This window comes from Micromonospora siamensis, from assembly GCF_900090305.1.
Lineage (GTDB): Bacteria > Actinomycetota > Actinomycetes > Mycobacteriales > Micromonosporaceae > Micromonospora > Micromonospora siamensis.
In genome coordinates, this window is sequence record NZ_LT607751.1 from 2,042,630 (window position 1) to 2,065,405 (window position 22,776).

Genomic DNA, 22,776 nt, shown 5'->3' on the forward strand with positions numbered 1-22,776 from the left:
CATGGAGCAACGGTTGACCGACGAGGAGCGCCTGACCCTGCGGACCGGCGCGTTCGGCGCCGTCTTCCTGGTGTCGAACGCCGACCCGGGGGTCCTCGCCATGGTCAAGGAGAGCTTCGCCGCCTCGGCCGCGTTCGCCGGGGCGGCCGGGCTGGTCAAGGAGGCGCTCACCGCCGGCCCGTTGCCCGAGCTGCCGACGGATTCCGCGCTGGAGGTGGAGTCGGTGGTGGTGCCGGCGCTGGAGCGGTCGTTGCGGATCCTGGCCGAGAAGTCGCCGGGGGAGGTGGCCGCCTACCGGGCGGTGGTGCTGGACGCCGCCGACCGGGTTGCCGAGGCGCACCGGGGCGTGGTGCCGGCCGAGGCGGCGGTGATCGACCGGATCAGGACGGCCCTGGCCGAGCCGGCGTGAGGGGCGCCACGGGGCTCGGGCGGTCGTTCCAGAGCGCCCGCACCACCGCCCGTACGCACCGGTCCCGGATCCGGCCGCAGGCGCAGCGGTAGGTCTCCGGGTGCGCGCGGTGGTGGCGGCCCGGGTCGCCGTGGCGCGGGCCGCCCAGCCCGCTAGGGCTAATTTGTCCGAACATGAGCCGATACCTCCCTTTGTCCGCAGCGTACCGGCTCGGCGGCGTCGGGTGAGCTGTGTCACTCTGAGTGCCCGGGGAGGCGATGCTACTGACAGGTAACATTGCCCTCGTGGGCAACTGCACAGCAGCCCGCGGTTGACCGAGCGTTCAGTCTCGCGGGAGGCTGCGCCCGTGACCGGGCGAGAGATCGCTACACCAAACAGGAGGGTCGTCGAAGCGCGATGAACATCGTCGTACTCGTCAAGCAGGTGCCCGATTCGGGCGCGGACCGCAACCTGCGTTCTGACGACAACACCGTCGACCGCGGTTCGGCGAACAACGTCATCAACGAGATGGACGAGTACGCCATCGAAGAGGCGTTGAAGATCAAGGAGGCGCACGGCGGCGAGGTCACCGTCCTGACCATGGGTCCGGACCGGGCGACCGAGTCGATCCGCAAGGCGCTCTCCATGGGCCCGGACAAGGCCGTGCACGTCGTCGACGACGCGCTGCACGGATCCTGCGCCGTGGCGACCTCGAAGGTCCTCGCCGCCGCCCTCGGCCAGCTGAACGCCGACCTGGTGATCTGCGGCGCCGAGTCGACCGACGGCCGGGTCCAGGTCATGCCGCACATGATCGCCGAGCGGCTGGGCGTCGCCGCCCTGACCGGGGCGCGCAAGCTCACCGTCGACGGCTCCACGCTGACCGTCGAGCGGCAGACCGAGGAGGGCTACGAGGTGGTCACCGCCTCGACGCCGGCCGTGGTCTCCGTCTGGGACACCATCAACGAGCCGCGCTACCCGTCCTTCAAGGGCATCATGGCCGCCAAGAAGAAGCCGGTGCAGACGCTCTCCCTGGGTGACCTCGGGGTCGCCCCGACCGAGGTGGGCCTCGACGGCGCGACCAGCGCCGTGCTGGAGCACACCAAGCGCCCGCCGCGCTCCGGCGGCGCCAAGATCACCGACGAGGGCGAGGGCGGCGTCAAGCTGGTCGAGTTCCTCGCCACCGAGAAGTTCGTGTGAGAGGTCTGGACATGTCTGAGGTTCTCGTCGTCGTCGAAGCCACCCGGGAATTCGGCGTCAAGAAGGTCACCCTGGAGATGCTCACCCTCGCCCGCGAGCTGGGCACGCCCAGCGCGGTCGTGCTCGGTGGCCCCGGCGCCGCCGAGGCGCTGAGCGCCAAGCTGGGCGAGTACGGCGCGGAGAAGATCTACGCCGCCGAGAGCGAGGAGATCGACGGCTACCTGGTGGCCCCGAAGGCCACCGTGCTGGCCGAGCTGGTCAAGCGGGTCCAGCCGGCCGCCGTGCTGCTGGCCTCCGCGCAGGAGGGCAAGGAGATCGCCGCCCGCCTCGCGGTCAAGCTGGACAACGGCATCCTGACCGACATCGTCGGGCTGGCCGCCGACGGCACCGCCACCCAGGTGGCCTTCGCCGGCTCCACCATCGTCAAGTCCAAGGTCACCAAGGGCCTGCCGCTGGTCACCGTCCGGCCCAACTCGGTCAACCCGACCCCGGCCGCGGCCACCCCGGCCGTCGAGCAGCTCACCGTGTCGGCCACCGACACCGACAAGCTGGCCAAGGTCGTCGACCGGGTCGCCGAGCAGAAGGGCTCCCGCCCCGAGCTCACCGAGGCCGGCGTGGTCGTCTCCGGCGGTCGCGGTGTCGGCAACGCCGACAACTTCAAGCTGGTGGAGGAGCTGGCCGACCTGCTCGGCGGCGCCGTCGGCGCGTCCCGCGCGGCCGTCGACTCCGGCTTCTACCCGCACCAGTTCCAGGTTGGCCAGACCGGTAAGACGGTCTCGCCGCAGCTGTACGTCGCGCTGGGCATCTCCGGTGCGATCCAGCACCGGGCCGGCATGCAGACCTCGAAGACCATCGTCGCGGTGAACAAGGACGGCGAGGCGCCGATCTTCGAGCTGGCCGACTTCGGCGTGGTGGGCGACCTGTTCAAGATCGTCCCGCAGGCTGCCGAGGAGATCCGCAAGCGCAAGTGAGTCGCCGTCGGGGCGTCGCCGCGCGCGACGCCCCGACGAACACGACAGAGCCGCCGCCCGGTGATCCGGGCGGCGGCTCTGTCGTTGCTCGCACGTTGCGGGTGCGAAGGGAGCTGATCGGCGGGCCGGGGAGCTGAGCCGGCCCGCCGATCAGCCCGTCAGGTTGCCCCTCAGCAAACTGTCGCCGGAGTGGGCAGGCTTGTTGTCGTACTGCTCGGCGGAGACGTCGACAACTGAGTATGCCTGAAGATCGACGTTCGGTGGTAACGGGAGCAGAGCGTCGCCGGAGCGGTTGCGCAGCACCCCCACCGAGAACATCTCCATGTTCTTCGGGTTGATCAGCCAGACCTCGTAGTACCCCGGAACGTCCGGGAGATTCGCCACGTGCAGGTGCAGCCGGCCGTCGGTGAAGACCCGGGCGTCGCCGTTGGCGTCCTTGGGCGTCGTGCCGAACGCGGCCAGCGGGGCGCTGGCCACCACGTCCTGCCGTGCGGTCGGCTGCGGCGTGGGCCGGGAACCGTCCAGCACGGCGACCGTGCCGGCGATCGCGATCGCGGCGGCGGCCACCGAGGTCAGGGCGGTCGTCGCCCAGCCCGGCCAGCGCCGCGACCGCCGGGTGGACCCCGGGGCTCGGAACGGGCTGGCCGACGGGCGCGCACCCGGCCGGCTGCTCGGGCCGTCGGTGGGCTCGTCCGTCCCGGCGGCGCCGGCCGTCCCGGGCTGGATCGTGCCGGCAGCGCCGGCCGTCTCGGTGATCCCGGCAGCGCCGGCCGTTCCGGTGATCCCGGTCGTGCCGGCCGTCCCGGTGAGACCGGTTGAGCCGGTCGTGCCGGCGGTGCCGGCGGTGCCGGCGGTGCCGTCGAGGAAGTCCGGCGCCCGGCGGGCGTCGGTCAGCGACGGCAGGCTCCCCGCGGCCTCGATCTCCGCGACGATGTTGCGCCAGAGGTGCTCCGGCGGGTCGGGCAGGTCGGCCAGGCCCTGGGTGTCGGCGCCCAGGCCGGCGACGTGCCGCAGGCCCTCCAGTTCGCTCCGGCACTGCGCGCAGGTGTCCAGGTGGCCGGTCTCGCCGTGGTCCGCGTCGCTCTCACCGAGCGCCAGAAAGACCAGCCGCTCGTGGTCCAGGTGCTGCACCGTCCACCTCCCATCTGCGTTTCAGACTCGCCATGCCGCGCCGGATGTGACTCTTCACCGTGCCCAGCGGCACCCCTGTCACGGTGGCTATCTGCTGGTGTGTCAGGTCGTCGTAGAAGGCCAGCTCCAGCATCCGGCGTTGGTCCTCCGGGAGCCGGGCCAGCTCGTCGGCGACCACCAGGCGGTCGACCACGGCGTCCGGGTCCGGCCCGGTGGAGACCGGCTCGGGCAGCTGCCGGACCGTCTCCACCACCCGGGTCTCCCGGGCCGCGGCGCGGATCCGGTCGATCACCTTGCGCCGGCCGATCCCGAGCAGCCACCCGATCAGTGATCCCTTGTCGGGGTCGAAGGTGTCCCGCCCGAGCCAGGCCGCCACGAAGGTGGCCTGGGTGACGTCCTCCGCGTCGCTGCGGTTGACCAGTGTGCTGGTGGCCAGGTGGAGCACCGCGCGGCCGTACCGGTCGTACGCCTCGCGCAGCGCCATGTCGTCGCCGGCCCGGAACCGCTGGGCCAGATCGTCGTCCGTCGGCGGCGGATCAGGTTCCTGCCGTACCGCCGTCACCGGGCGGCTCGCCTTCCGTGGGGCATGCCCGACTGTAACGCTCACAGCCCTCGCCCCTCTTCCCCGGCCGCCGTGTTGACAGCTTGCTCACCTGCTCTTCGTCGCCGGACCCCGATCCGGATGCGGTCGAAGAAAAGAAAAAGAAATCCTTGCGGGCCGCATCCGTGGGTCCGGGAGCCGGCGTAACCCGTTCTGCAAGCCAGGCCTGACGAATCAGCAGTTATCACCAGGAGGCAGACATGCAGCTCTCGAACTTCCGTCGGGTCGCCGCGGGTGGCGCGGCCGCCGCCCTGACCTTCGCCGGCGTCGGCGCGGCCACCGCCACTCCCGCCTTCGCCGCCTCGTCCAAGGTCTCCGTCGTGCACGGCATCCCGGACACCCCGGTCGACGTCTACGTCAACGGCAAGAAGACGCTCAACAACTTCAAGCCCGGCACGGTGGCCGGCCCGCTGACCCTCCCCGAGGGCGAGTACGACATCACGCTGACCAAGCCGGGCGAGGCGATCGACAAGGCGATCCTCAAGGTCGACGACGCCGAGGTGCCGGGCGGGGCGAACATCAGCCTCGCCGCCCACCTGAGCGCCGACGGCAAGCCGGAGATCACCCCGTTCGTCAACGACACCAGCAAGGTCGGCGCGGGCAAGGCCCGGCTGATCGTCCGGCACACCGCCGCCGCCCCGGCGGTGGACGTGCGGGCCGGCGGCAAGCCCGTCTTCGAGAACCTCACCAACCCGAAGGAGGCCAAGGCCGACGTCGACGCCGGCACCGTCAAGGCGGACGTGGTGCTCGCCGGCACCGACACCGTCGCGATCGGCCCGGCCGACCTCGACCTGAAGGAGGGCACCGCCACCATCGTCTACGCCATCGGCTCCGCCAAGGACAAGAACCTCGGCGTGGTCGCGCAGACCATCACCGGCCTGCACTCGGCCCCGCACGGCGTGCCCAGCGGCACCGGCGGCCAGGCCGGCACCGGCGTGGACGCCTGGTGGTACGCGCTGGCCGGCGCCGGCGTGCTGCTGCTGGTCGGCGGCGGGGCGCGGGTGGCCACCGCCCGCACCGGACGCAAGTGACGATGCGGCACCGCGGGGCGCTGGCGGCGATGGCCGCCGGCGCCGCCGCGCTGACCGTGGCGACCGTCGTGGCCTGCGGGTCGGGCCCGGCAGAGAACGTGGGCGCCGACGAGGTGACCGCCCTGGCCGGTGCCACCGGCACGCCGGCCCCCAGCGCCACCGCGTCGGCGGCCGGGGCGGGGACGTCGTCCGTGCCGATCAGCGAGGGCACCCTGCCCGCGGGCGGCGCCACCGTCCCACCCGCCCGACTGGTCATCCCGGCGATCGACGTCACCGCCACGGTGAAGCCGGTCGGGGTCAACGCGCGGACCAACGAGTTCGAGGTGCCGCCCAGTGTCGACGTGATCGGCTGGTACCGGTACGGCCCCGGGCTGGAGGCCGACGCCGGATCGGTGGTGATCGCCGGGCACGTGGACAGCGCCGACCAGGGCAAGGGGGCGTTCTTCCGGCTCCGGGAGCTGGACCGCGGGGACACCCTCACCGCCACCGGCACCGACGGGAAGCCCCGGGCGTACCGGGTGGTGGCCCGGGAGGAGTACGTCAAGTCCAAGATCCCGCTGGACAAGTACTTCGCCCGGGACGGCAAGCCGCGGCTCACGCTGATCACCTGTGGCGGCCCGTTCGACCCGGCCACCCGGCACTACCGCGACAACATCGTGGTGACCGCGGTGCCGGCCTGAGCCGCCCCGACGTGACCCCCCGGACGCGGATGCCCTCCGGCGTCCGGGGGGTCCCGCCCCGGTCAGTACGCTGACCCCTGATGGCATACCTGGATCACGCGGCGACGACTCCGATGCTCGACGAGGCACTGGAGGCGTACGTCGCCACGTCGCGCGAGGTCGGCAACGCGTCGTCCCTGCACGCGGCCGGCCGGCGGGCCCGCCGGCGGGTGGAGGAGTCCCGCGAGCGGGTGGCCGCCGCGCTGGGCGCCCGCCCCTCCGAGGTGATCTTCACCGGCGGCGGCACGGAGAGCGACAACCTCGCCGTCAAGGGCATCTTCTGGGCCCGGCGCGGCGACGATCCCGGGCGGCGACGGGTGGTCTCCAGCGCGGTCGAGCACCACGCCGTGCTCGACGCGGTGGACTGGCTCGTCGGCCACGAGGGCGCCGAGGTGGGCTGGCTGCCGGTGGACGCCGCCGGCCGGCTCGACCCGGAGGCGCTGCGGGCGGAACTCGCCGCCCACGGCGACCGGGTGGCAGTGGTCACCGCGATGTGGGCGAACAACGAGGTCGGCACCGTGCAACCGGTCACCGCGCTGGCGGCGGTCGCCGCCGAGCACGGGGTGCCGTTCCACACCGACGCGATCCAGGCCGTCGGTCAGGTTCCCGTCGACTTCGCCGCCAGCGGCGTGTCGGCGCTCACCGTCACCGGGCACAAGCTCGGCGGGCCCACCGGCGTCGGCGCGCTGCTGCTCGGCCGGGACGTCGCGGCCACGCCGCTGCTGCACGGCGGCGGCCAGGAACGCGACGTCCGTTCCGGCACGCTGGACACCGCCGGCATCGTGGCCTTCGCCGTCGCCGTGGAGACGGTGGTCAAGGGCCAGCAGGAGTACGCCGCCCGGGTGGCCGCCCTCCGCGACGACCTGGTGCGCCGGGTCCGGGAGGCGGTGCCCGAGGTGGTCTTCAACGGAGCCCCGGCCGACCGGCTGCCCGGTAACGCCCACTTCTCGTTCCCCGGCTGCGAGGGGGACGCCCTGCTGCTCCTGCTCGACGCCCAGGGCATCGCCTGCTCCACCGGCTCGGCCTGCTCCGCGGGGGTGGCTCAGCCGTCGCACGTGCTGCTGGCGATGGGCGCCGACGACGACCGGGCCCGTTCGTCGCTGCGCTTCTCGCTCGGCCACACCAGCACCCCCGCCGAGGTGGACGCCCTCATCGCCGCCCTCCCGGCCGCCGTCGACCGCGCCCGCCGCGCCGCCGCCCTCCGTACCCCCCGCTAGCCGACCTCCCGCGCCCGCTGGTCACGCGTACGCGAGCAGGAAGTCGACCGTGGCCGTGCCGATGGGCAGACCCGCCGGGTTGGGCAGGGCGAGCTGGCTGTTCAGGACGTAGAACCCGCCGCTACCGACCAGCCGGGGGGTCACCGCCAGGATCTGGTCGCCCATCGCCGCCCCGGTCGGCCGCACCACGTAGTCGCGCAGCAGCGTGAAGAGGTTCGTGTTGAGGGTCGCTACGCGCAGCACCCGGTAGGTCCGGTAGGGGGAGACCGCCGCCGAGGCCGACACACCCAGGATCGGGACGAACTGGTTCCGCCATCTGGTCGGGTCGTTGGTGATCGTGCTGTCGTACTGGTTGAGCTGCGTCTGGATGCCCGAGTGGATGCCGGCCAGGTGGATGTGGAGCTGGTCCTGCTGCCGGGCGGCGACCGAGTTGATCCCCAGGCCGATGGTCGGGTAGACCACATGCCCCGGTTGGCCGGCCTGCGCGTTGTTCCACGCGTCCAGCCAGTAGTTCGGCGCCGCCGTGGTGGCGATCCACGGGCACTCGATGCCGCTGACCCGGCAGGTCGGGACCAGCAGGTAGTTGTGGGTGTTGGTGGGAAAGCCGCGCAACACGACGTAGGTGGAGGTCACCGACAGGCAGTCGACGAACGGTGGCGGAGACGCGGCACCCGTGCAGACCTGCACCCGCTCCCACAGCTCGTACCGAGGGCCACTGTCGCTGGGCCTGCCGCACAGCGCGGAGGGGGTCGGGCAGGATCCGGCGCCTGGGGCGCCGAGGTCCGGCGGGGGAAGGTCGTGGCCCTGCCCGCCGTCGTCCAGCCCTCCGTCGGCCAGCGCCCGGCCCGCCCCCACCAGGCCCAGCAGCCCCGCGCCGGCCGCCCCGGAGAGCCGGACGAAGTGCCGCCTGTCCACCTTGCTCGTCCCGTTGCCGCCCAAGGTCGCCCTCCAGAAAGTGGTCCGATGAGACGCGTCGCCCAAGGCCACCCGCACGTCGGGCACGGGCCGGGAAAACGCGAATGTAAGCCATGAACACGTTCAGAATAGGACTAAAGTGCCTATTGGTGACTTGTTGGTCGAGGAGGATCCCCTGATCGTGTCGTGGCGGGGGCGTCCGTACCGCCGGAAGGGTGGCGAGTGACGCACGGGGGTGCGCGGGGGAGGGAGTGACGGGTCGGGGTGGCTAGGCTTGGGCAGGGCGTGAAGGGGGTGTGGTCGTGAGGGTTCTGGCGGCGATGTCGGGCGGGGTGGACTCCGCGGTGGCCGCGGCGCGCGCGGTGGAGGCCGGGCACGACGTGACCGGCGTGCATCTTGCGCTGGCCCGCAACCCGCAGACCTACCGCACCGGCGCCCGGGGCTGCTGCACCCTGGAGGACTCCCGGGACGCCCGCCGGGCCGCCGACGTGATCGGCATCCCGTTCTACGTCTGGGACATGGCCGACCGGTTCCACGAGGACGTCGTGGACGACTTCGTCGCCGAGTACGCGGCCGGTCGTACCCCGAATCCCTGCCTGCGCTGCAACGAGAAGATCAAGTTCGCCGCGGTGCTGGACCGGGCGGTCGCCCTGGGCTTCGACGCCGTGGTCACCGGCCACCACGCCCGGCTCGGCGCCGACGGGCTGCTGCGGCGCAGCGTGGACCTGCCCAAGGACCAGTCGTACGTGCTGGCGGTGCTGACCCGCGAGCAGCTGGACCGGTCGATCTTCCCGCTGGGCGACTCCACCAAGGCCGAGGTCCGCGCGGAGGCCGCCCGGCGCGGCCTGGCCGTGGCCGACAAGCCCGACTCGCACGACATCTGCTTCATCGCCGACGGCGACACCCGGGGCTTCCTCGCCCAGCGGCTCGGCGAGGCCCCCGGTGACGTGGTCGACGCGCTCACCGGAGCGGTGGTCGGCAGCCACGCCGGCGCGTACGCCTACACCGTCGGCCAGCGGCGCGGCCTGCACCTGGACCGGCCCGCCCCGGACGGCCGACCCCGCTACGTGCTTTCCATCACCCCGAAGACCAACACGGTGACCGTCGGCCCGGCCGAGGCGCTGGAGGTCTCGTCGGTACGCGCGCAGCGTCCGGTCTGGACCGGCGGCGAGCGGCCCACCGGCCCGGTCGAGTGCGAGGTGCAGCTGCGGGCGCACGGCGACGTGGTCCCGGCGACCGTGGAGCTCTCCGCCGACGGGCTCGCCGCGCAGCTGCGCCGCCCGGTACGCGGCGTGGCGGCCGGCCAGGCGATCGTGGCGTACCGGCCGGATCCGGCCGGTGACGTGGTGCTCGGCTCCGCCACCATCACCGGCTGAGCGGCCCACCCGTCGGGCCGGGCCGTCCGGGACGTTGCCGCCCGTCGCTACCGACCTGAAGGCGTGAACGACTCGCCCGGAGCGTCGCAGTGCGGGGGCGCGGCAGGCGCGCGCCGCGCCGACAGCGCCGCCCCCGTCGCAGAGCCACACCGAGCGCCGCCCCCTGAGTCGTCGGCGCTCTCAAGTCTGTAGCGACCGCGAGCGGCCGTACCGGGCGCCGGCGGGCCCTCCCCGGAGCCGGGACCGGACCACGGCCGGGACGCCGTGCGGCTCCGACCGCCCCGGGCTGGCGGGAGCGGGAAAGCGGCTACCCTTCGGCCGTGACCGATCACTCCTGGCCCTGGCCCACCGGCGCGGCGACCGGCATCGGTTCGCTGCCCGGCACCGACATCGCCGAGGCGCAGCGGATCGTCCTCGGTGAGCTGCCCGCCCTGCCGCACCTGCCCGAGCTGCCGGCCCGAGGACCCGGGGCCGACATGATCGGCCGGACCGGCGGCCTGCTGGTGGAGCTGCCGGTCGAGCTGTACGCGGCCCGCTGGCGGATCGCCCCTCGCCCCGGCCGTGACCTGCGGCGCGCCCGCGACCTGATGGAACGCGACCTGGACCAGCTCGCCGAGCAGGCCGAGGAGTACGCCGGTCCGGTGAAGATCCAGGCCGCGGGACCGTTCACCATGGCCGCGGCGGTCGAGTTGCCGATCGGCGGCCGGTTGCTGCGCGACCCGGGTGCGGTGCGGGACCTCGCCGGCTCGCTCGCCGACGGGCTGCGCGCCCACGTCGAGGCGGTCACCCGCCGGCTGCCCCGCGCGTCGGTGCTGCTCCAGCTGGACGAGCCGGCGCTGCCGACGGTGCTCGCCGGCCGGGTGCCCACCGAGAGCGGCCTCGGCACCTACCGGCCGGTCGAGGCGGAGGTGGTCCGCGCCCTGGTCGGCTCCGTGATCACCGCGGCCGGGGTGCCGACCGTGGTGCACTGCTGCGCGCCGGACGTGCCGCTGGAGCTGCTCCGCTCCGCCGGGGCGGTGGGCGTCGCGCTCGACCTCGGCCTGGTCCGGGACCTCGATCCGCTCGGCGAGGCGCTGGACGCCGGGCTCGGGCTGTTCGCCGGGGCCGTGCCCACGCTCACCCCGCTGCCGGGCCGCCCGCCCACCTCGGCCGAGGTCGCCGACCGGGTACGCCGGGTCTGGGACCGCCTCGGGTTCCCCCGCCGACGCCTGCCCGAGCAGGTGGTCGTCACCCCCGCGTGCGGCCTGGCCGGGGTCACCCCGGCGTACGCCCGGGCGGCGCTGGCCGCCTGCCGGGACGCCGGACGGCGGCTCACCGAGGAGTGATCGACCGGTTTTCCTGTCGTACCGGGTGGGCAGGATGGCGGGCATGGTGGGAAGACTGCGTTCAGTGGTGATCGACACTCCGGATCCGCGCGGCCTGGCGGCCTTCTACGGCCAACTGCTCGGGCTGCCGTTGATCGAGGACAACTCGGACGGTGACGACTGGGTGGTCCTGGGCGGCCCGCCCGGGCACCTGCCGCGGCTCGCCTTCCAGAAGGCGCTCGACCTGCGTCCGCCGGCCTGGCCGGACCCGGAGCGGCCGCAGCAATTCCACATCGACGTCACCGTCGATGACATCGAGGTCGCCGAGAAGCAGGCGCTGGAGCTGGGCGCGCGGCGGCTGCCCGGCGACGGGGAGGGCTTCCGGGTCTACGCCGACCCGTCGGGGCACCCGTTCTGCCTCTGCTGGGACTGACCGGCGACGTGCGGCGGGCGGGGAGTTGACCGCGCCGGGCATCATCACGGGCGTGATCGACTCCTCGCCGCGCCGGGCCGCCGGCTCGCTCTTCGGGCTCGCCTACGGAGACGCGCTGGGCAAGCCCACCGAGTTCCTGACCGTCGCCGAGATCGTCCGCCGGTACGGCCCCAGCGGCCCCCGAGAGCTGGTCGGGCAGCCCGCCCTGGTCACCGACGACACCCAGATGGCGCTGGCGGTGGCGTGGGCGCTGCACGACGCCCCCGGCTACACCGCCGAGGCCGTGGAGCCGCTGCTGCGGCGGCGCTTCCTGGACTGGGCGGTCAGCCCGGACAACAACCGCGCGCCGGGCATGACCTGCCTGCGGGCCTGCGCCGAGCTGGATCGCGGCCTGCCCTGGCAGGAGGCGACGGTGGCCGGCTCCAAGGGCTGCGGGGCCAACATGCGGGTCACCCCGGTCGGTCTGCTCGACGTCGACCTGGACACCCTGGCCGGGCTGGCCCAGCTCCAGGCCGGGCTGACCCACGGCCACCCGACCGGGCTGGCGGCCAGCGAGCTGACCGCGTACGCGGTGCGGCTGCTGCGCGACGGCGCCGCGCTGGCCGACCTGCCCGCCGCCCTCACCGACCGGGCGCGGGAGCAGCGCCGCGTCTACCGGGGTGAGTGGCTCGGCGACCTGTGGCAACGACCCGGCGGGTCGACGCCGCAGGAGTTCATCGCCCGTGGCTGGGACGAGTGCCTGGACGCGTTGGCCCGGCTCGACGACGCACTGGCCGGTCCGGACGACGGCGGCGATCCCTGTCGGCACACCGGGGACGGGTGGATCGCCGAGGAGGCGCTGGCCACCGCGCTGCTCTGCGCCCTGCGCCACCCGGACGACCCGGTGGGCGCGCTGGCCCGGGGCGCCACCACGGCCGGCGACTCGGACTCGATCGCCGCGCTGGCCGGCGCCTTCGTCGGCGCCGCACACGGCATGTCGGCCTGGCCGGCAGAATGGGCCACCCGGATCGAGTACGCCGACCAGCTCGCCACCCTGGCCGCCGCCTGGGACTGACCGGGCACTTCGGGTCAGGCGGCCAGGTGGGGCAGTTTGCGGACCTGCCGCCAGAGCGTCGGGTCGCAGGTGCCGGCCCGGTCGGCGAAGGCGGCGGCGGTGACCCGGATCGGCTCGCTCACGTCCAGGAAGCTGTCGTGGTCGGCGCTGGCGTCCCAGCTCCGGGTGGGGATCCGCACGTGGTCGTCGCGGTCGCTCTTGTCCTGGCTGGTGATCTTCAGGACGTCGGCGCCCCGCCGGTCGGCCCGCAGCACCAGACACGGCCGCACCTTGGAGCCGGTGCCGTCCTCGTACGGCACGTCGGCCCACCAGATCTCGCCCGGCCGCGGGGTCTCCCCGGTGCGTTCCGCCGGCTCGGCGTCCCGGGGGCGCGGCGGTGCGCCCTGGCGACCCGGTCCACGCGACGGCCGGCCCGGCCGGCGGGTGGCCGCGGGGCCGGTGCCGCTGCGCCCGGCCCGGTGCCGCCAGCTGTTCCACGCCCACCCGGCGGCGACCGCCACGACGATCGCCAGCGCCCAGGGCAGCCACTCGGGCATGCGTACCCCCGCCTGTCGTTGGGTGGCGCGGACCGCCACCGCCCGGCGATCCTCGCACGGCCGCGGCCCGGTCGCCCGGCGGGCGCGGCGGGTGGGCCCGCCGGTTGTCCCACCCGACCGATACGGTGCTGCAGTAGCGTGATCACGGAGGTTGCGGTGTCCGAAGAAGCCATCCCCCAGCAGGTCAGCCCCGCGCAGGAGGCGGCGGCGGGCGCCGAGCCGACCCCACAGGCGCGGGAGCGGCACGCGACGCTCAGCCAGGAGCTGACCGAGCACCAGTACCGCTACTACGTCCTCGACGCGCCGACCGTCGCCGACGCCGAGTTCGACAAGCTGCTGCGCGAGCTGGAGGCGCTGGAGGAGGAGTTCCCGGCGCTGCGCACCCCGGACTCACCGACGCAGCGGGTCGGCGGCACCTTCTCCACCGACTTCACCCCGGTCACCCACGCCGAGCGGATGCTCTCGCTGGACAACGCCTTCGCCGACGAGGAGCTGGCCGCCTGGGCCGAGCGGGTCGAGCGGGACGCCGGCGGCCCGGTGCCCTACCTGTGCGAGCTCAAGGTCGACGGGCTGGCGATCAACCTCACCTACGACAAGGGCCGGCTGGTCCGGGCCGCCACCCGGGGCGACGGTCGCACCGGCGAGGACGTCACCGCCAACGTCCGCAGCATCTCCGACGTCCCGGCCCGGCTCACCCCCTCCGACGATTTCCCCGACGTGCCGGAGTTCCTCGAGGTGCGCGGCGAGATCTACTTCCCGGTGGCCGCCTTCGCCGACCTCAACGCGGGCCTGGTCGAGCAGGGACGGGCGCCCTTCGCCAACCCGCGCAACGCCGCCGCCGGCAGCCTGCGCCAGAAGGATCCGCGGATCACCGCCTCCCGGCCGTTGCGCCTGGTGGTGCACGGCATCGGCGCCCGTCGCGGCTTCCAGCCCAAGGCCCAGTCGGAGTCGTACGCGGCGCTGAAGGCGTGGGGGCTGCCGACCAGTGACCGGGTGCGGGTGGTGCCCGACCTGGCCGGCGTCGCCGACTACATCGCCTACTACGGCGAGCACCGGCACGACGTCGAGCACGAGATCGACGGGGTGGTGGTCAAGGTCGACCCGGTGGCGATCCAGGGTCGGCTCGGCTCGACCAGCCGGGCGCCCCGCTGGGCGATCGCCTTCAAGTACCCGCCGGAGGAGGTGACCACCAAGCTGCTGGACATCGACGTCAACGTCGGGCGGACCGGCCGGGTCACCCCGTTCGCCGTCCTCGAACCGGTCCGGGTGGCCGGCTCCACGGTGGCCCTGGCGACGCTGCACAACGCCCGTGAGGTCGAACGCAAGGGGGTGCTGATCGGCGACACGGTGGTGCTGCGCAAGGCCGGCGACGTGATCCCCGAGGTGCTCGGTCCGGTGGTCGACCTGCGCCCGGCCGACGCCCGCCCGTTCGTCATGCCGACCACCTGCCCGTCCTGCGGCACCCCGCTCGCCCCGGCCAAGGAGGGTGACGTGGACATCCGCTGCCCGAACGGGCGCACCTGCCCCGGGCAGATCCGCGAACGGGTCTCCACCCTCGCCAGCCGCAAGGTGCTCGACATCGAGGTGCTCGGCGAGAAGAGCGCGGCCGCGCTGCTGGACGCGCAGATCATCACCAACGAGGGTGACCTGTTCCAGCTCGACGCCGACCAGCTCGCCGCCTCGCCGTTCTTCGTCAACAAGGACGGCAGCCTGGGCAGCAACGCCGCCAAGCTGCTGGAGAGCCTGGCCGAGGCCCGCGGACGCGACCTGTGGCGGGTGCTGGTTGCGCTCTCGATCCGGCACGTCGGCCCGACCGCCGCGCAGGCGCTCGCCCGGCACTTCCGCTCGGTGGACGCGATCGAGGCGGCCGGCGAGGACGAGCTCTCCTCGGTGGACGGTGTTGGTCCGACCATCGCCGCCAGCATCAAGGAGTGGTTCGCCGTCGACTGGCACCGCGAGGTGGTCGAGAAGTGGCGGCGGGCCGGCGTACGGATGGCCGAGGAGGCGGTCGACGAGGGGCCCCGGCCCCTGGAGGGGGTGACGGTCGTGGTGACCGGCACGCTCGCCGGCTTCTCCCGGGACCAGGCCGCCGAGGCGATCCAGAGCCGGGGCGGCAAGGTCAGCGGCTCGGTCTCCAAGAAGACCGGCTTCGTGGTGGTGGGGGACAACCCGGGTTCCAAGGCCGAGAAGGCGGCCACCCTCAAGGTGCCGGTCCTCGACGAGGACGGTTTCCGGGTGCTGCTCGACGCCGGCCCCGACGCGGCCCGCGAGGTGGCCACCGTCGAGGGTTGAGCCGTTCCGGGCCGGAGCGCGTATACCAACTTAATTACGACTACGACCGATTCGTGACTGTCGCATCGGAAAACCCCCCGCACAGGGCGTTTCATTGGGACACGGTGGGGTGACCATCCCACCACGGCCGGTGGAACGGGAGGTGCGATGGAGACCGGCGATCCCCGGAACGTCGTGCCGCCCGGCCGGGCCCGGCCGTTCTTCGGCTTCGTCACCGGGGTCCTCGCGCTGGCCGTGCTGGTGTCGGCCGGCCCGCTGGCCGGCCTGCCGGGCCGCCTCGACGACCTGCCCGCGGCGTTCTGGACGATGGCGGCGCTCGCCGTCGCCTGCGACGCGCGTCCGTTCGTCCCGCCCGGCCGTCGGGAGTCCTCGGCGGTCTTCCCGTCCACCTGCTTCACCTTCGCCATCCTGCTCGGCTGGGGGCTCGGTCCCGCGGTGGCGGTGCAGGCGGTGGCGGTCGCCGTCTCCGGTTGGCGGATGCGGCACGCCGCCTGGCGCACCGTCTTCAACGGCGCCCAGTACGCCGTGGCGCTCGGTGCCGCGTACGCGGTCACCCGGCTCGGTTCCGGCGGCCTCTTCGACGACGGCCGCCTGCGCTGGACGGACGTCGCGGTGGTCGGCGGCGCCACCGTCGCCTGGTTCGCCGCCAACTACGGCCTGGTCAGCACCGCCGTGCGGCTGCGCTTCGGCGAGCGGTGGTGGCCCGGCGTCCGGCAGGGCCTGCCCTACGAGCTGCTCTCCACCGGCTCGCTGCTGCTGCTCGCCCCGGTGCTGGTGACCGCCGCCCGGGCCAGCGCGGTGCTGATCCCGCTGGTGCTGGTGCCGCTCTTCGCCGTCTACCGGATGGCCCGGCTCTCCGCCGAGCAGGAGGAGCTGGCGTCGCTGGACCCGCTGACCGGCCTGCCCAACCGCAAGGCGCTGCTGGCCGAGGTGGCCGAGCAGGTGCACCTGCACGCCGAGCGGGAGGCGCGAGGCGACCCCGACGGGCACCTGGCGTTGCTGCTCATCGACCTGGACCGGTTCAAGCACGTCAACGACGCCCTGGGCCACGCCGTCGGGGACCGGCTGCTGGTCGAGGTGAGCGCCCGGCTGGCGGCCGTGGTGGGCCCCGGCGACCTGGTGGCCCGGCTCGGCGGAGACGAGTTCGCCATCGTCGGCACCCGGCTCACCGGCGCCGACCAGGCCCGCGAGCTGGCCGAGCGGGCGGTCCGGGCGCTGGTCGAGCCGGTGGAGCTGGACGGCCTCCCGCTGGACGTCGGCGGGTCGATCGGGATCGCGGTCTTCCCCGAGCACGGCGAGGACTACGCCACCCTGATGCGCCACGCCGACGTGGCGATGTACGACGCCAAGCACCGCAACGACACCGTCGCCGTCTACGCCGCCGAGTCCGACCACAACTCGGCGGAGCGGCTGGCGCTCCTGGCCGACCTGCGTCGGGTGCTGGAGTGCGGCCGAGGTGGCGCCGACCGGCGTGGCGGGTCACCACGGCCGGCGGCGGACCCCGGCCCGCCGCACGCCGGTGCCGTGGTGGGCGTCGACCTGCCGGGTCCGGAGGCCGGTACGCCGGACGGCGACGACCTGACCCACCCGGCCGCCGGTGCGGAGCCGCCCGCGGGGGTGCGCGGCTCGGACGGCGCGGCCCTGCCCGCCGGCCCCGGACCGTTGCCGGCCGCCCGGCGACCCGTGGGCCGGCGGTGGGGGCGGCGCCGGCGCGACCCGGCCGAGTTGGCCGGCTCCGACGAACTGATCAAGCGGATCGTCACCGGCGCCGACCCGATCCGCCGCCGGGCGCAGGCGCAGGCGCAGACGACCGAACCGGCCGGAACCGGCCGTTCGGCCGACGTCCCGCCCGCCGTCGCCGACGGTCAACCGCCGACGCCGCCGCCGGCCGGGCCGGCCTGGTCCGGCGAGCGCGAGCGGCAGCCGGACCCCACGGGCGCGGGCGAGATCACGATGTACTACCAGCCGCAGATCGCCATCGCCACCGGCGAGGTGGTGGGGGTGGAGGCGCTGCTGCGCTGGCGGCACCCGCGGCGTGGCATGGTCGACCCCGGCGAGCTGATCCAGGTCGCCGAGCAGAGCGCCGTGATGCGGCTGCTCACCCGCCGGGTGGTGGACGACGTGGTCGAGCAGCTCGCCAAGTGGACGGCCGCTGGCACCGACCTGCGGGCCGCCCTCAACGTCAGTGTCCGTGACCTGCACACCGGCGAGGTCGCCGACCAGATCGCCGACCGGCTCACCCGCTTCGGCGTACGACCGGACCGGCTCCAGGTGGAGATCACCGAGGGGGCGCTGATGGCCGACCCGCGTCGGGTGCTGGCCACCATCTCCCAGCTGCACCGGATCGGGGTGGGCATCGCCCTGGACGACTTCGGCACCGGGTACTCGTCCCTGCAACACCTGCGCCGGCTGCCGCTGTCCGAGGTGAAGGTGGACCGCTCCTTCGTGCTCGGCATGACCGAGGACGCCGACGACGCGGCGATCGTCCGGTCGATGATCGAGCTGGCCGGCGCGCTCGGCCTGCGGGTGGTCGCCGAGGGCGTGGAGGACGAACGCACCTGGCGGCTGCTGCACGCCGCCGGCTGCGACGTGGCGCAGGGCTGGTTCTACGCCCGCCCGATGCCGGCGGAGGAGCTGACCGGGTGGCTGGCCCGCTACCGCCCGGTGCGTCCCACGGTGACCGCCGACGGCGACCGGCAGCGCCGGCCCGCCCGCTGAAGCGCGGCCGAGCCCCACCTGCCCGGGCGGACGGGGGGAGTCGGAGGCGTCGGCGTGAACGCAGGACAATAGACTCGCTCCGGCCACCGCGCGTCATCGCCCGACCCGTCGCGCCGGTGCTCCCGGGCGGCCCGTCGCCGACCGGGGTGACCGAGGACCCAGCAGGACAGCCACGAAGGGGGCACCGATGGCCGCCATCTCCCGCGAGGAGGTCGCGCACCTCGCGCGACTGTCGCGGCTCGCCGTCACCGAGGAGGAGCTGGACACCTTCGCCGGCCAGCTCGACGTGATCCTCCAGGCGGTCGCGCAGGTCGGCGAGGTCGCCGCGGCGGACATCCCGCCGACCTCCCACTCCGTACCGCTGACCAACGTGCTCCGCGAGGACGTGGTGGTGCCCGGGCTGACCCCGCAGGAGGCCCTGTCGGGTGCGCCCGACGCCGAGGAGCAGCGGTTCCGCGTCCCGCGGATCCTGGACGAGGATGTGGCGTCATGAGTGAGCTGATCAGGAAGACCGCGACGGAGATCGCCGGTCTCGTCGCCAGTGGCGAGACCTCCGCGGTCGAGGTCACCCGGGCCCACCTGGACCGGATCACCGAGGTCGACGACCGGGTGCGGGCGTTCCTGCACGTCGACACCGAGGGCGCGCTGGCCGCCGCCCGGGCCGTCGACGAGCGTCGGGCCGCCGGTGAGCCGCTCGGCCCGCTGGCCGGCGTGCCGGTCGCGGTCAAGGACGTGCTGACCACCAAGGGCGTGCCGACCACCGTCGGGTCGAAGATCCTCGAGGGCTGGCGACCGCCGTACGACTCGACGATCGTGCAGCGGCTGCGCGAGGCCGGCACGGTGATGCTCGGCAAGACCAACATGGACGAGTTCGCGATGGGCTCCTCCACCGAATACTCCGCGTACGGCGCCACCCACAACCCGTGGGACCTGGGCCGTATCCCGGGTGGCTCGGGCGGTGGCAGCGCCGCGGCGCTGGCCGCGTACGAGGCGCCGCTGGCGATCGGCTCGGACACCGGCGGCTCGATCCGCCAGCCCGGTGCGGTCACCGGCACCGTCGGCGCGAAGCCCACCTACGGCGGCACCTCCCGGTACGGCCTGGTGGCGTTCTCCTCGTCGCTGGACACGCCCGGCCCGTGTGCCCGTACGGTGCTCGACGCCGCGCTGCTGCACCAGGTGATCGGCGGACACGACCCGCGTGACTCCACCTCCATCCCGCAGCCGGTGCCGGACGTGGTGGCCGCGGCGAAGCTCGGCGCGACCGGCGACCTGACCGGGGTGAAGCTGGGTGTGGTCAAGGAGTTCTCCGGCGAGGGCGCCGAGCCGGGCGTGCTGGCCGCGTTCCGCGAGGCGGTGGAGACGCTGACCAAGCTGGGCGCCGAGATCGTCGAGGTCTCCTGCCCGAACTTCTCCTACGCGCTGCCGGCGTACTACCTCATCGCGCCGAGCGAGTGCTCCTCGAACCTGGCCCGCTTCGACGGGGTGCGGTTCGGCCTGCGCGAGGGCGACGACGGGAACCGGTCGCTGGAGGAGGTCATGTCGCTGACCCGCGATGTCGGCTTCGGCCCCGAGGTCAAGCGCCGGATCATGCTCGGCACGTACGCGCTCTCCTCGGGCTACTACGACGCCTACTACGGGCAGGCGCAGAAGGTCCGGACGCTGATCACCCGGGACTTCACCGCCGCGTTCGAGCGGGTCGACGCGCTGATCTCGCCGACCACCCCGTTCGTGGCGTTCGAGATGGGCGCGCGCACCTCGGACCCGTACCAGATGTACCTGGCGGACCTGTTCACCATCCCCACCAACCTGTACGGCGGCCCGGGCATCTCGGTGCCGTGCGGGCTGGCCGACGGGCTGCCGGTGGGCCTTCAGGTGATGGCCCCGACGATGGCCGACGACCGGATGTACCGGGTGGCCGCCGCGCTGGAGTCGGCGGTGGGCACGCTCACCCCGCCCGCCCTGTAACCCAGGCGATGCCGCGAGCCGGCGCCGACGGAGACCTCCGTCGGCGCCGGCTGCTCTTCGGGTACGGGAGCCGTCGGGACGGAACGGTCGGCGTTCAGCCGTCGCGTCGTCCGGCGAGGTAGGTGCGGGCCCGTCGCCGGCCCTGGAGTTGTGTCCAGATCAGGAACAGCGCGGCCAGCACGCCGGCGGCCCCGGTCAGCCGGACCGCGAGGTCGTCGTCGAAGGCCAGTTGCGAGCCCTGGGTGAGCAGGAGCAGCACGCCGACCCAGAGCAGCCACCCCTGGGCGAGGGTCCGGGTGGCCATGTCGCGGGCCAGCGCGTCGATCCGGGGGTCGTCGATGTGCCCGTCGCGCAGCGCCCGCTTGGCTCGGCGCATCGACTCCGGGTCGGCGGGGGCCTGCTTCGGCAGCCGCTTGACGATCCGCCGGCCGAAGACCAACGCGACCAGCACGCCGATCATCGGCGGGATCAGCATCAGCAGGAACACCAACCAGAGATCATTCCGGTCGGTGCCGTCCGTGCCGATCAGCACGGTGGCTGCGGCCGCCACCCCGAGCACCAGCAGTGCGCAGAACACGTACAGGTCGAGCCGGCGTTGCCGGCGGTGGCCGTCGGCGAGCAGCGCCGCCCGGTCCGCCTCGGAAAAGGTGTCCCCCGCGTTCGTCATGGTCGATCCCTACCCGAGTGGGCGCGGCGCTACGCCGGGTGCTCCGGCCCGGGAACGGATTCGACGGGCGGGGTGGCCGCGACGCCCTCCGCCGGACGGGCAAGGTACGCGCGGGCCTCCCGCAGACCCCGCCGCCGCTGCCACGCATAGACGCTCCACAGCCCGACCGACAGCACTGCCAACAGCACCCGCGACGGACGGCCGCCGATCGCCCCCACCACCTGGGACAAGGCGACGGTGCCAAATATCCAGATCAGCCACCGCTCGCCCAGCCGGCGCTGCGCCTCCTTGCGGGCCAGCGCGTCGACCCGGGGATCGTCGGTGTGCCCGGCGCGCAGCGCCTGCCGTGCCGCCGGGGCAGCGCCCGTGATCGGGGACCAGTCGAGCCGGTCCGGTCGGCGGCGGCCGTACTCCAGGGCGATCGCCGCGCCGAGCGCCGCCGGGATCAGGGTGAGCAGGAAGACGGTCAGCACGCCACGGCCGGTGACCTCGCGGGAGTCGAGCGCCATGAGGGCCACCATCAGCGCCGGCAGCCCGACCGCCAGCGCCACGGCCACCATGACGGTCCTCCGGTCGAGCCGGCGTCGGGTATTCGTCATGGTCGACCCGTACCCAGTGGCGCTCTTCGCCACGCGCGGGCCGTGCGGGATGGGCAAACCCGGCCGAGGTGCGGCCGGGCAACCCCATTAGGCTGGACAGGTTCTGTCCGGATCGCGCCTGGAGCTCAGATGACGACGACACTGCCCGCGTACGACGAGGTCGTCGCGCGCTACGAACCGGTGATCGGCCTGGAGACCCACGTCGAGCTGGGCACGAACACCAAGATGTGGTGCGGCTGCCCGACCGACTTCGGCGGCGAGCCGAACACCCGGGTCTGTCCGGTCTGCCTCGGCCTGCCCGGCTCGCTGCCGGTGGCCAACAAGGCGGCCATCGAGGCGACCATCCGGATCGGCCTGGCGCTGAACTGCTCCATCGCCGAGTGGTGCCGGTTCGCCCGGAAGAACTACTTCTATCCGGACATGCCGAAGAACTTCCAGATCAGCCAGTACGACGAGCCGCTCTGCTTCGACGGCTACCTGGACGTCGAGGTCAACGGCGAGCTGGTGCGGATCGGCATCGAGCGGGTGCACCTGGAGGAGGACACCGGCAAGACGCTGCACGTCGGTGGCGCCACCGGCCGCATCCACGGCGCGACCGAGTCGCTGGTCGACTACAACCGGGCCGGCATCCCGCTGGTGGAGATCGTCACCAAGCCGGTCCCCGGCACCGGTGCGCTGGCGCCGGAGGTGGCCCGGGCGTACGTCACCGAGCTGCGCGACGTGATCCGCTCGCTGGGCGTCTCCGACGTCCGGATGGAGGAGGGCTCGCTGCGCTGCGACGTCAACACGTCGCTGAACCTGCCGGGCGAGGAGTGGGGCACCCGCACCGAGACCAAGAACGTCAACTCGCTGCGTTCCGTCGAGCGGGCGGTCCGCTCGGAGATGCTGCGCCAGGCGTCGGTGCTCGACGCCGGCGGCCGGATCACCCAGGAGACCCGGCACTTCCAGGAGGACACCGGCGACACCCGGCCGGGCCGCTCCAAGGAGACTGCCACCGACTACCGCTACTTCCCGGAGCCGGACCTGGTGCCGCTCGCCCCGGACGCCGCGTGGGTCGCCGAGCTGAAGGCCGCCCTGCCGGAGCTGCCGCGGCTGCACCGCCGCCGCCTCCAGCAGGAGTGGGGCCTGTCCGAGCTGGACATGCAGTCGGTGCTCAACGCCGGCGCCGTCGAGCTGATCGAGGCCACCGTGGCCGCCGGCGCCACCCCGGCCGCCGCCCGCAAGTGGTGGCTCGGTGAGCTGTCCCGCCGGGCCAACGAGACCGGCGTGGAGCTGGCCGACGTGGGCGCCACCCCGGCGCAGGTCGCCGAGCTGCAGGGCCTGGTGGACGCGGGCAAGCTCAACGACAAGCTGGCCCGTTCCGTCCTGGAGGGCGTGGTGGCCGGCGAGGGTTCGCCGAGCGAGATCATGACCAGCCGGGGCCTGGAGGTGGTCTCCGACACCGGCGCGCTCACCGCCGCCGTGGACGAGGCGATCGCCGCCAACCCGGGCATCGCCGACAAGGTCCGCAGCGGCAAGGTCGCCGCAGCCGGCGCGCTGGTCGGCGCGGTCATGAAGACCACCCGTGGCCAGGCCGACGCCCAGACCGTCCGCACCCTGATCCTGGAGCGCCTCGGCGCCCAGGGCTGAACAACCCGCGAAGGCCGCCGCCGTGACCCGGCG

21 protein-coding genes are annotated in these 22,776 nt (G+C 73.8%); 15 read left to right on the forward strand and 6 right to left on the reverse strand.

The window, feature by feature from the left end; translation table 11 throughout:
* Nucleotide 1 precedes the first annotated feature (1 nt).
* The 3 genes from GA0074704_RS09470 (at nt 2) to GA0074704_RS09480 (ending at nt 2,556) form a co-directional block, all read left to right on the forward strand.
* The gene (locus GA0074704_RS09470; protein WP_088970153.1) at nt 2-409 is read left to right on the forward strand and encodes a hypothetical protein; all 408 of its coding nucleotides are present in this window, start codon (nt 2-4) and stop codon (nt 407-409) included.
* A gap of 396 nt (nt 410-805) precedes the next feature.
* Nucleotides 806-1,585, forward strand: a complete 780-nt coding sequence (locus GA0074704_RS09475) for an electron transfer flavoprotein subunit beta/FixA family protein (protein WP_088970154.1) — start codon at nt 806-808, stop codon at nt 1,583-1,585.
* An 11-nt stretch (nt 1,586-1,596) separates the two neighbouring features.
* Complete coding sequence (locus GA0074704_RS09480) at nt 1,597-2,556, forward strand: electron transfer flavoprotein subunit alpha/FixB family protein (RefSeq protein WP_088970155.1); 960 nt, start codon at nt 1,597-1,599, stop codon at nt 2,554-2,556.
* 150 nt (nt 2,557-2,706) lie between these two features.
* Here GA0074704_RS09480 and GA0074704_RS09485 read toward each other — a convergent pair whose 3' ends face one another.
* Together GA0074704_RS09485 and GA0074704_RS09490 are read right to left on the reverse strand one after the other, a co-directional pair.
* Entirely contained in the window at nt 2,707-3,687 is a 981-nt protein-coding gene (locus GA0074704_RS09485; protein ID WP_088970156.1) for an anti-sigma factor, read from the reverse strand.
* Nucleotides 3,641-4,249, reverse strand: a complete 609-nt coding sequence (locus GA0074704_RS09490; protein WP_088970157.1) for an RNA polymerase sigma factor — start codon at nt 4,247-4,249, stop codon at nt 3,641-3,643. Before GA0074704_RS09490 ends, GA0074704_RS09485 begins: the two co-directional genes overlap by 47 nt.
* 239 nt (nt 4,250-4,488) lie before the next feature.
* Between GA0074704_RS09490 and GA0074704_RS09495 the strand changes: the two genes are divergently transcribed.
* The 3 genes from GA0074704_RS09495 to GA0074704_RS09505 all read left to right on the forward strand — a co-directional run bounded on the left by GA0074704_RS09495 (nt 4,489) and on the right by GA0074704_RS09505 (nt 7,255).
* Nucleotides 4,489-5,319, forward strand: coding sequence for a DUF4397 domain-containing protein (locus GA0074704_RS09495; RefSeq protein ID WP_088970158.1), 831 nt, complete (start codon nt 4,489-4,491; stop codon nt 5,317-5,319).
* Nucleotides 5,316-5,999 (forward strand): class F sortase, encoded by a 684-nt coding sequence (locus tag GA0074704_RS09500; RefSeq protein ID WP_088970159.1) that lies wholly within the window; start codon nt 5,316-5,318, stop codon nt 5,997-5,999. The genes GA0074704_RS09495 and GA0074704_RS09500 overlap by 4 nt, the downstream gene beginning before the upstream one ends.
* Before the next feature lie 80 nt (nt 6,000-6,079).
* Complete coding sequence (locus tag GA0074704_RS09505; protein ID WP_088970160.1) at nt 6,080-7,255, forward strand: cysteine desulfurase family protein; 1,176 nt, start codon at nt 6,080-6,082, stop codon at nt 7,253-7,255.
* A gap of 21 nt (nt 7,256-7,276) precedes the next feature.
* Here GA0074704_RS09505 and GA0074704_RS09510 read toward each other — a convergent pair whose 3' ends face one another.
* Nucleotides 7,277-8,170 (reverse strand): CDP-diacylglycerol diphosphatase, encoded by an 894-nt coding sequence (locus tag GA0074704_RS09510; RefSeq protein WP_231926800.1) that lies wholly within the window; start codon nt 8,168-8,170, stop codon nt 7,277-7,279.
* 302 nt (nt 8,171-8,472) lie between these two features.
* Here GA0074704_RS09510 and mnmA point away from each other — a divergent pair, with 302 nt between their 5' ends.
* The 4 genes from mnmA (at nt 8,473) to GA0074704_RS09530 (ending at nt 12,337) form a co-directional block, all read left to right on the forward strand.
* Nucleotides 8,473-9,546 carry a tRNA 2-thiouridine(34) synthase MnmA gene (gene mnmA, locus GA0074704_RS09515; protein WP_197697614.1) on the forward strand — a complete coding sequence of 358 codons (1,074 nt, stop codon included), beginning with the start codon at nt 8,473-8,475 and terminating at the stop codon, nt 9,544-9,546.
* Nucleotides 9,547-9,866: 320 nt separating this feature from the next.
* A complete protein-coding gene (locus GA0074704_RS09520; protein ID WP_088970163.1) occupies nt 9,867-10,871 on the forward strand; it encodes a methionine synthase in 1,005 nt (334 codons plus the stop codon).
* 43 nt (nt 10,872-10,914) lie between these two features.
* Nucleotides 10,915-11,283, forward strand: coding sequence for a VOC family protein (locus GA0074704_RS09525; RefSeq protein ID WP_172880487.1), 369 nt, complete (start codon nt 10,915-10,917; stop codon nt 11,281-11,283).
* Between the two features lie 52 nt (nt 11,284-11,335).
* Nucleotides 11,336-12,337, forward strand: a complete 1,002-nt coding sequence (locus tag GA0074704_RS09530) for an ADP-ribosylglycohydrolase family protein (protein WP_088973566.1) — start codon at nt 11,336-11,338, stop codon at nt 12,335-12,337.
* Nucleotides 12,338-12,351: 14 nt separating this feature from the next.
* On the opposite strand, the gene GA0074704_RS09535 is transcribed toward GA0074704_RS09530, so the two are convergent.
* Nucleotides 12,352-12,912, reverse strand: a complete 561-nt coding sequence (locus GA0074704_RS09535) for a type II toxin-antitoxin system PemK/MazF family toxin (protein WP_231926801.1) — start codon at nt 12,910-12,912, stop codon at nt 12,352-12,354.
* A gap of 117 nt (nt 12,913-13,029) precedes the next feature.
* Here GA0074704_RS09535 and ligA point away from each other — a divergent pair, with 117 nt between their 5' ends.
* The 4 genes from ligA (at nt 13,030) to gatA (ending at nt 19,848) form a co-directional block, all read left to right on the forward strand.
* A complete protein-coding gene (gene ligA / locus GA0074704_RS09540) occupies nt 13,030-15,165 on the forward strand; it encodes an NAD-dependent DNA ligase LigA (protein WP_088970166.1) in 2,136 nt (711 codons plus the stop codon).
* Nucleotides 15,166-15,312: 147 nt separating this feature from the next.
* On the forward strand, nt 15,313-17,883 hold the full coding sequence (locus GA0074704_RS09545; protein ID WP_088970167.1) for a putative bifunctional diguanylate cyclase/phosphodiesterase: 2,571 nt from the start codon (nt 15,313-15,315) through the stop codon (nt 17,881-17,883).
* Nucleotides 17,884-18,070: 187 nt separating this feature from the next.
* On the forward strand, nt 18,071-18,376 hold the full coding sequence (gatC, locus tag GA0074704_RS09550) for an Asp-tRNA(Asn)/Glu-tRNA(Gln) amidotransferase subunit GatC (RefSeq protein WP_088970168.1): 306 nt from the start codon (nt 18,071-18,073) through the stop codon (nt 18,374-18,376).
* Nucleotides 18,373-19,848 (forward strand): Asp-tRNA(Asn)/Glu-tRNA(Gln) amidotransferase subunit GatA, encoded by a 1,476-nt coding sequence (gatA, locus tag GA0074704_RS09555; RefSeq protein WP_088970169.1) that lies wholly within the window; start codon nt 18,373-18,375, stop codon nt 19,846-19,848. The genes gatC and gatA overlap by 4 nt, the downstream gene beginning before the upstream one ends.
* Before the next feature lie 94 nt (nt 19,849-19,942).
* Here gatA and GA0074704_RS09560 read toward each other — a convergent pair whose 3' ends face one another.
* Entirely contained in the window at nt 19,943-20,515 is a 573-nt protein-coding gene (locus GA0074704_RS09560) for a hypothetical protein (RefSeq protein WP_088970170.1), read from the reverse strand.
* A gap of 29 nt (nt 20,516-20,544) precedes the next feature.
* Nucleotides 20,545-21,114 (reverse strand): hypothetical protein, encoded by a 570-nt coding sequence (locus tag GA0074704_RS09565; protein ID WP_157743635.1) that lies wholly within the window; start codon nt 21,112-21,114, stop codon nt 20,545-20,547.
* 129 nt (nt 21,115-21,243) lie between these two features.
* On the opposite strand from GA0074704_RS09565, the gene gatB reads away from it, so the two are divergent.
* Nucleotides 21,244-22,743, forward strand: a complete 1,500-nt coding sequence (gene gatB / locus GA0074704_RS09570; RefSeq protein WP_088970172.1) for an Asp-tRNA(Asn)/Glu-tRNA(Gln) amidotransferase subunit GatB — start codon at nt 21,244-21,246, stop codon at nt 22,741-22,743.
* Nucleotides 22,744-22,776 lie beyond the last annotated feature (33 nt).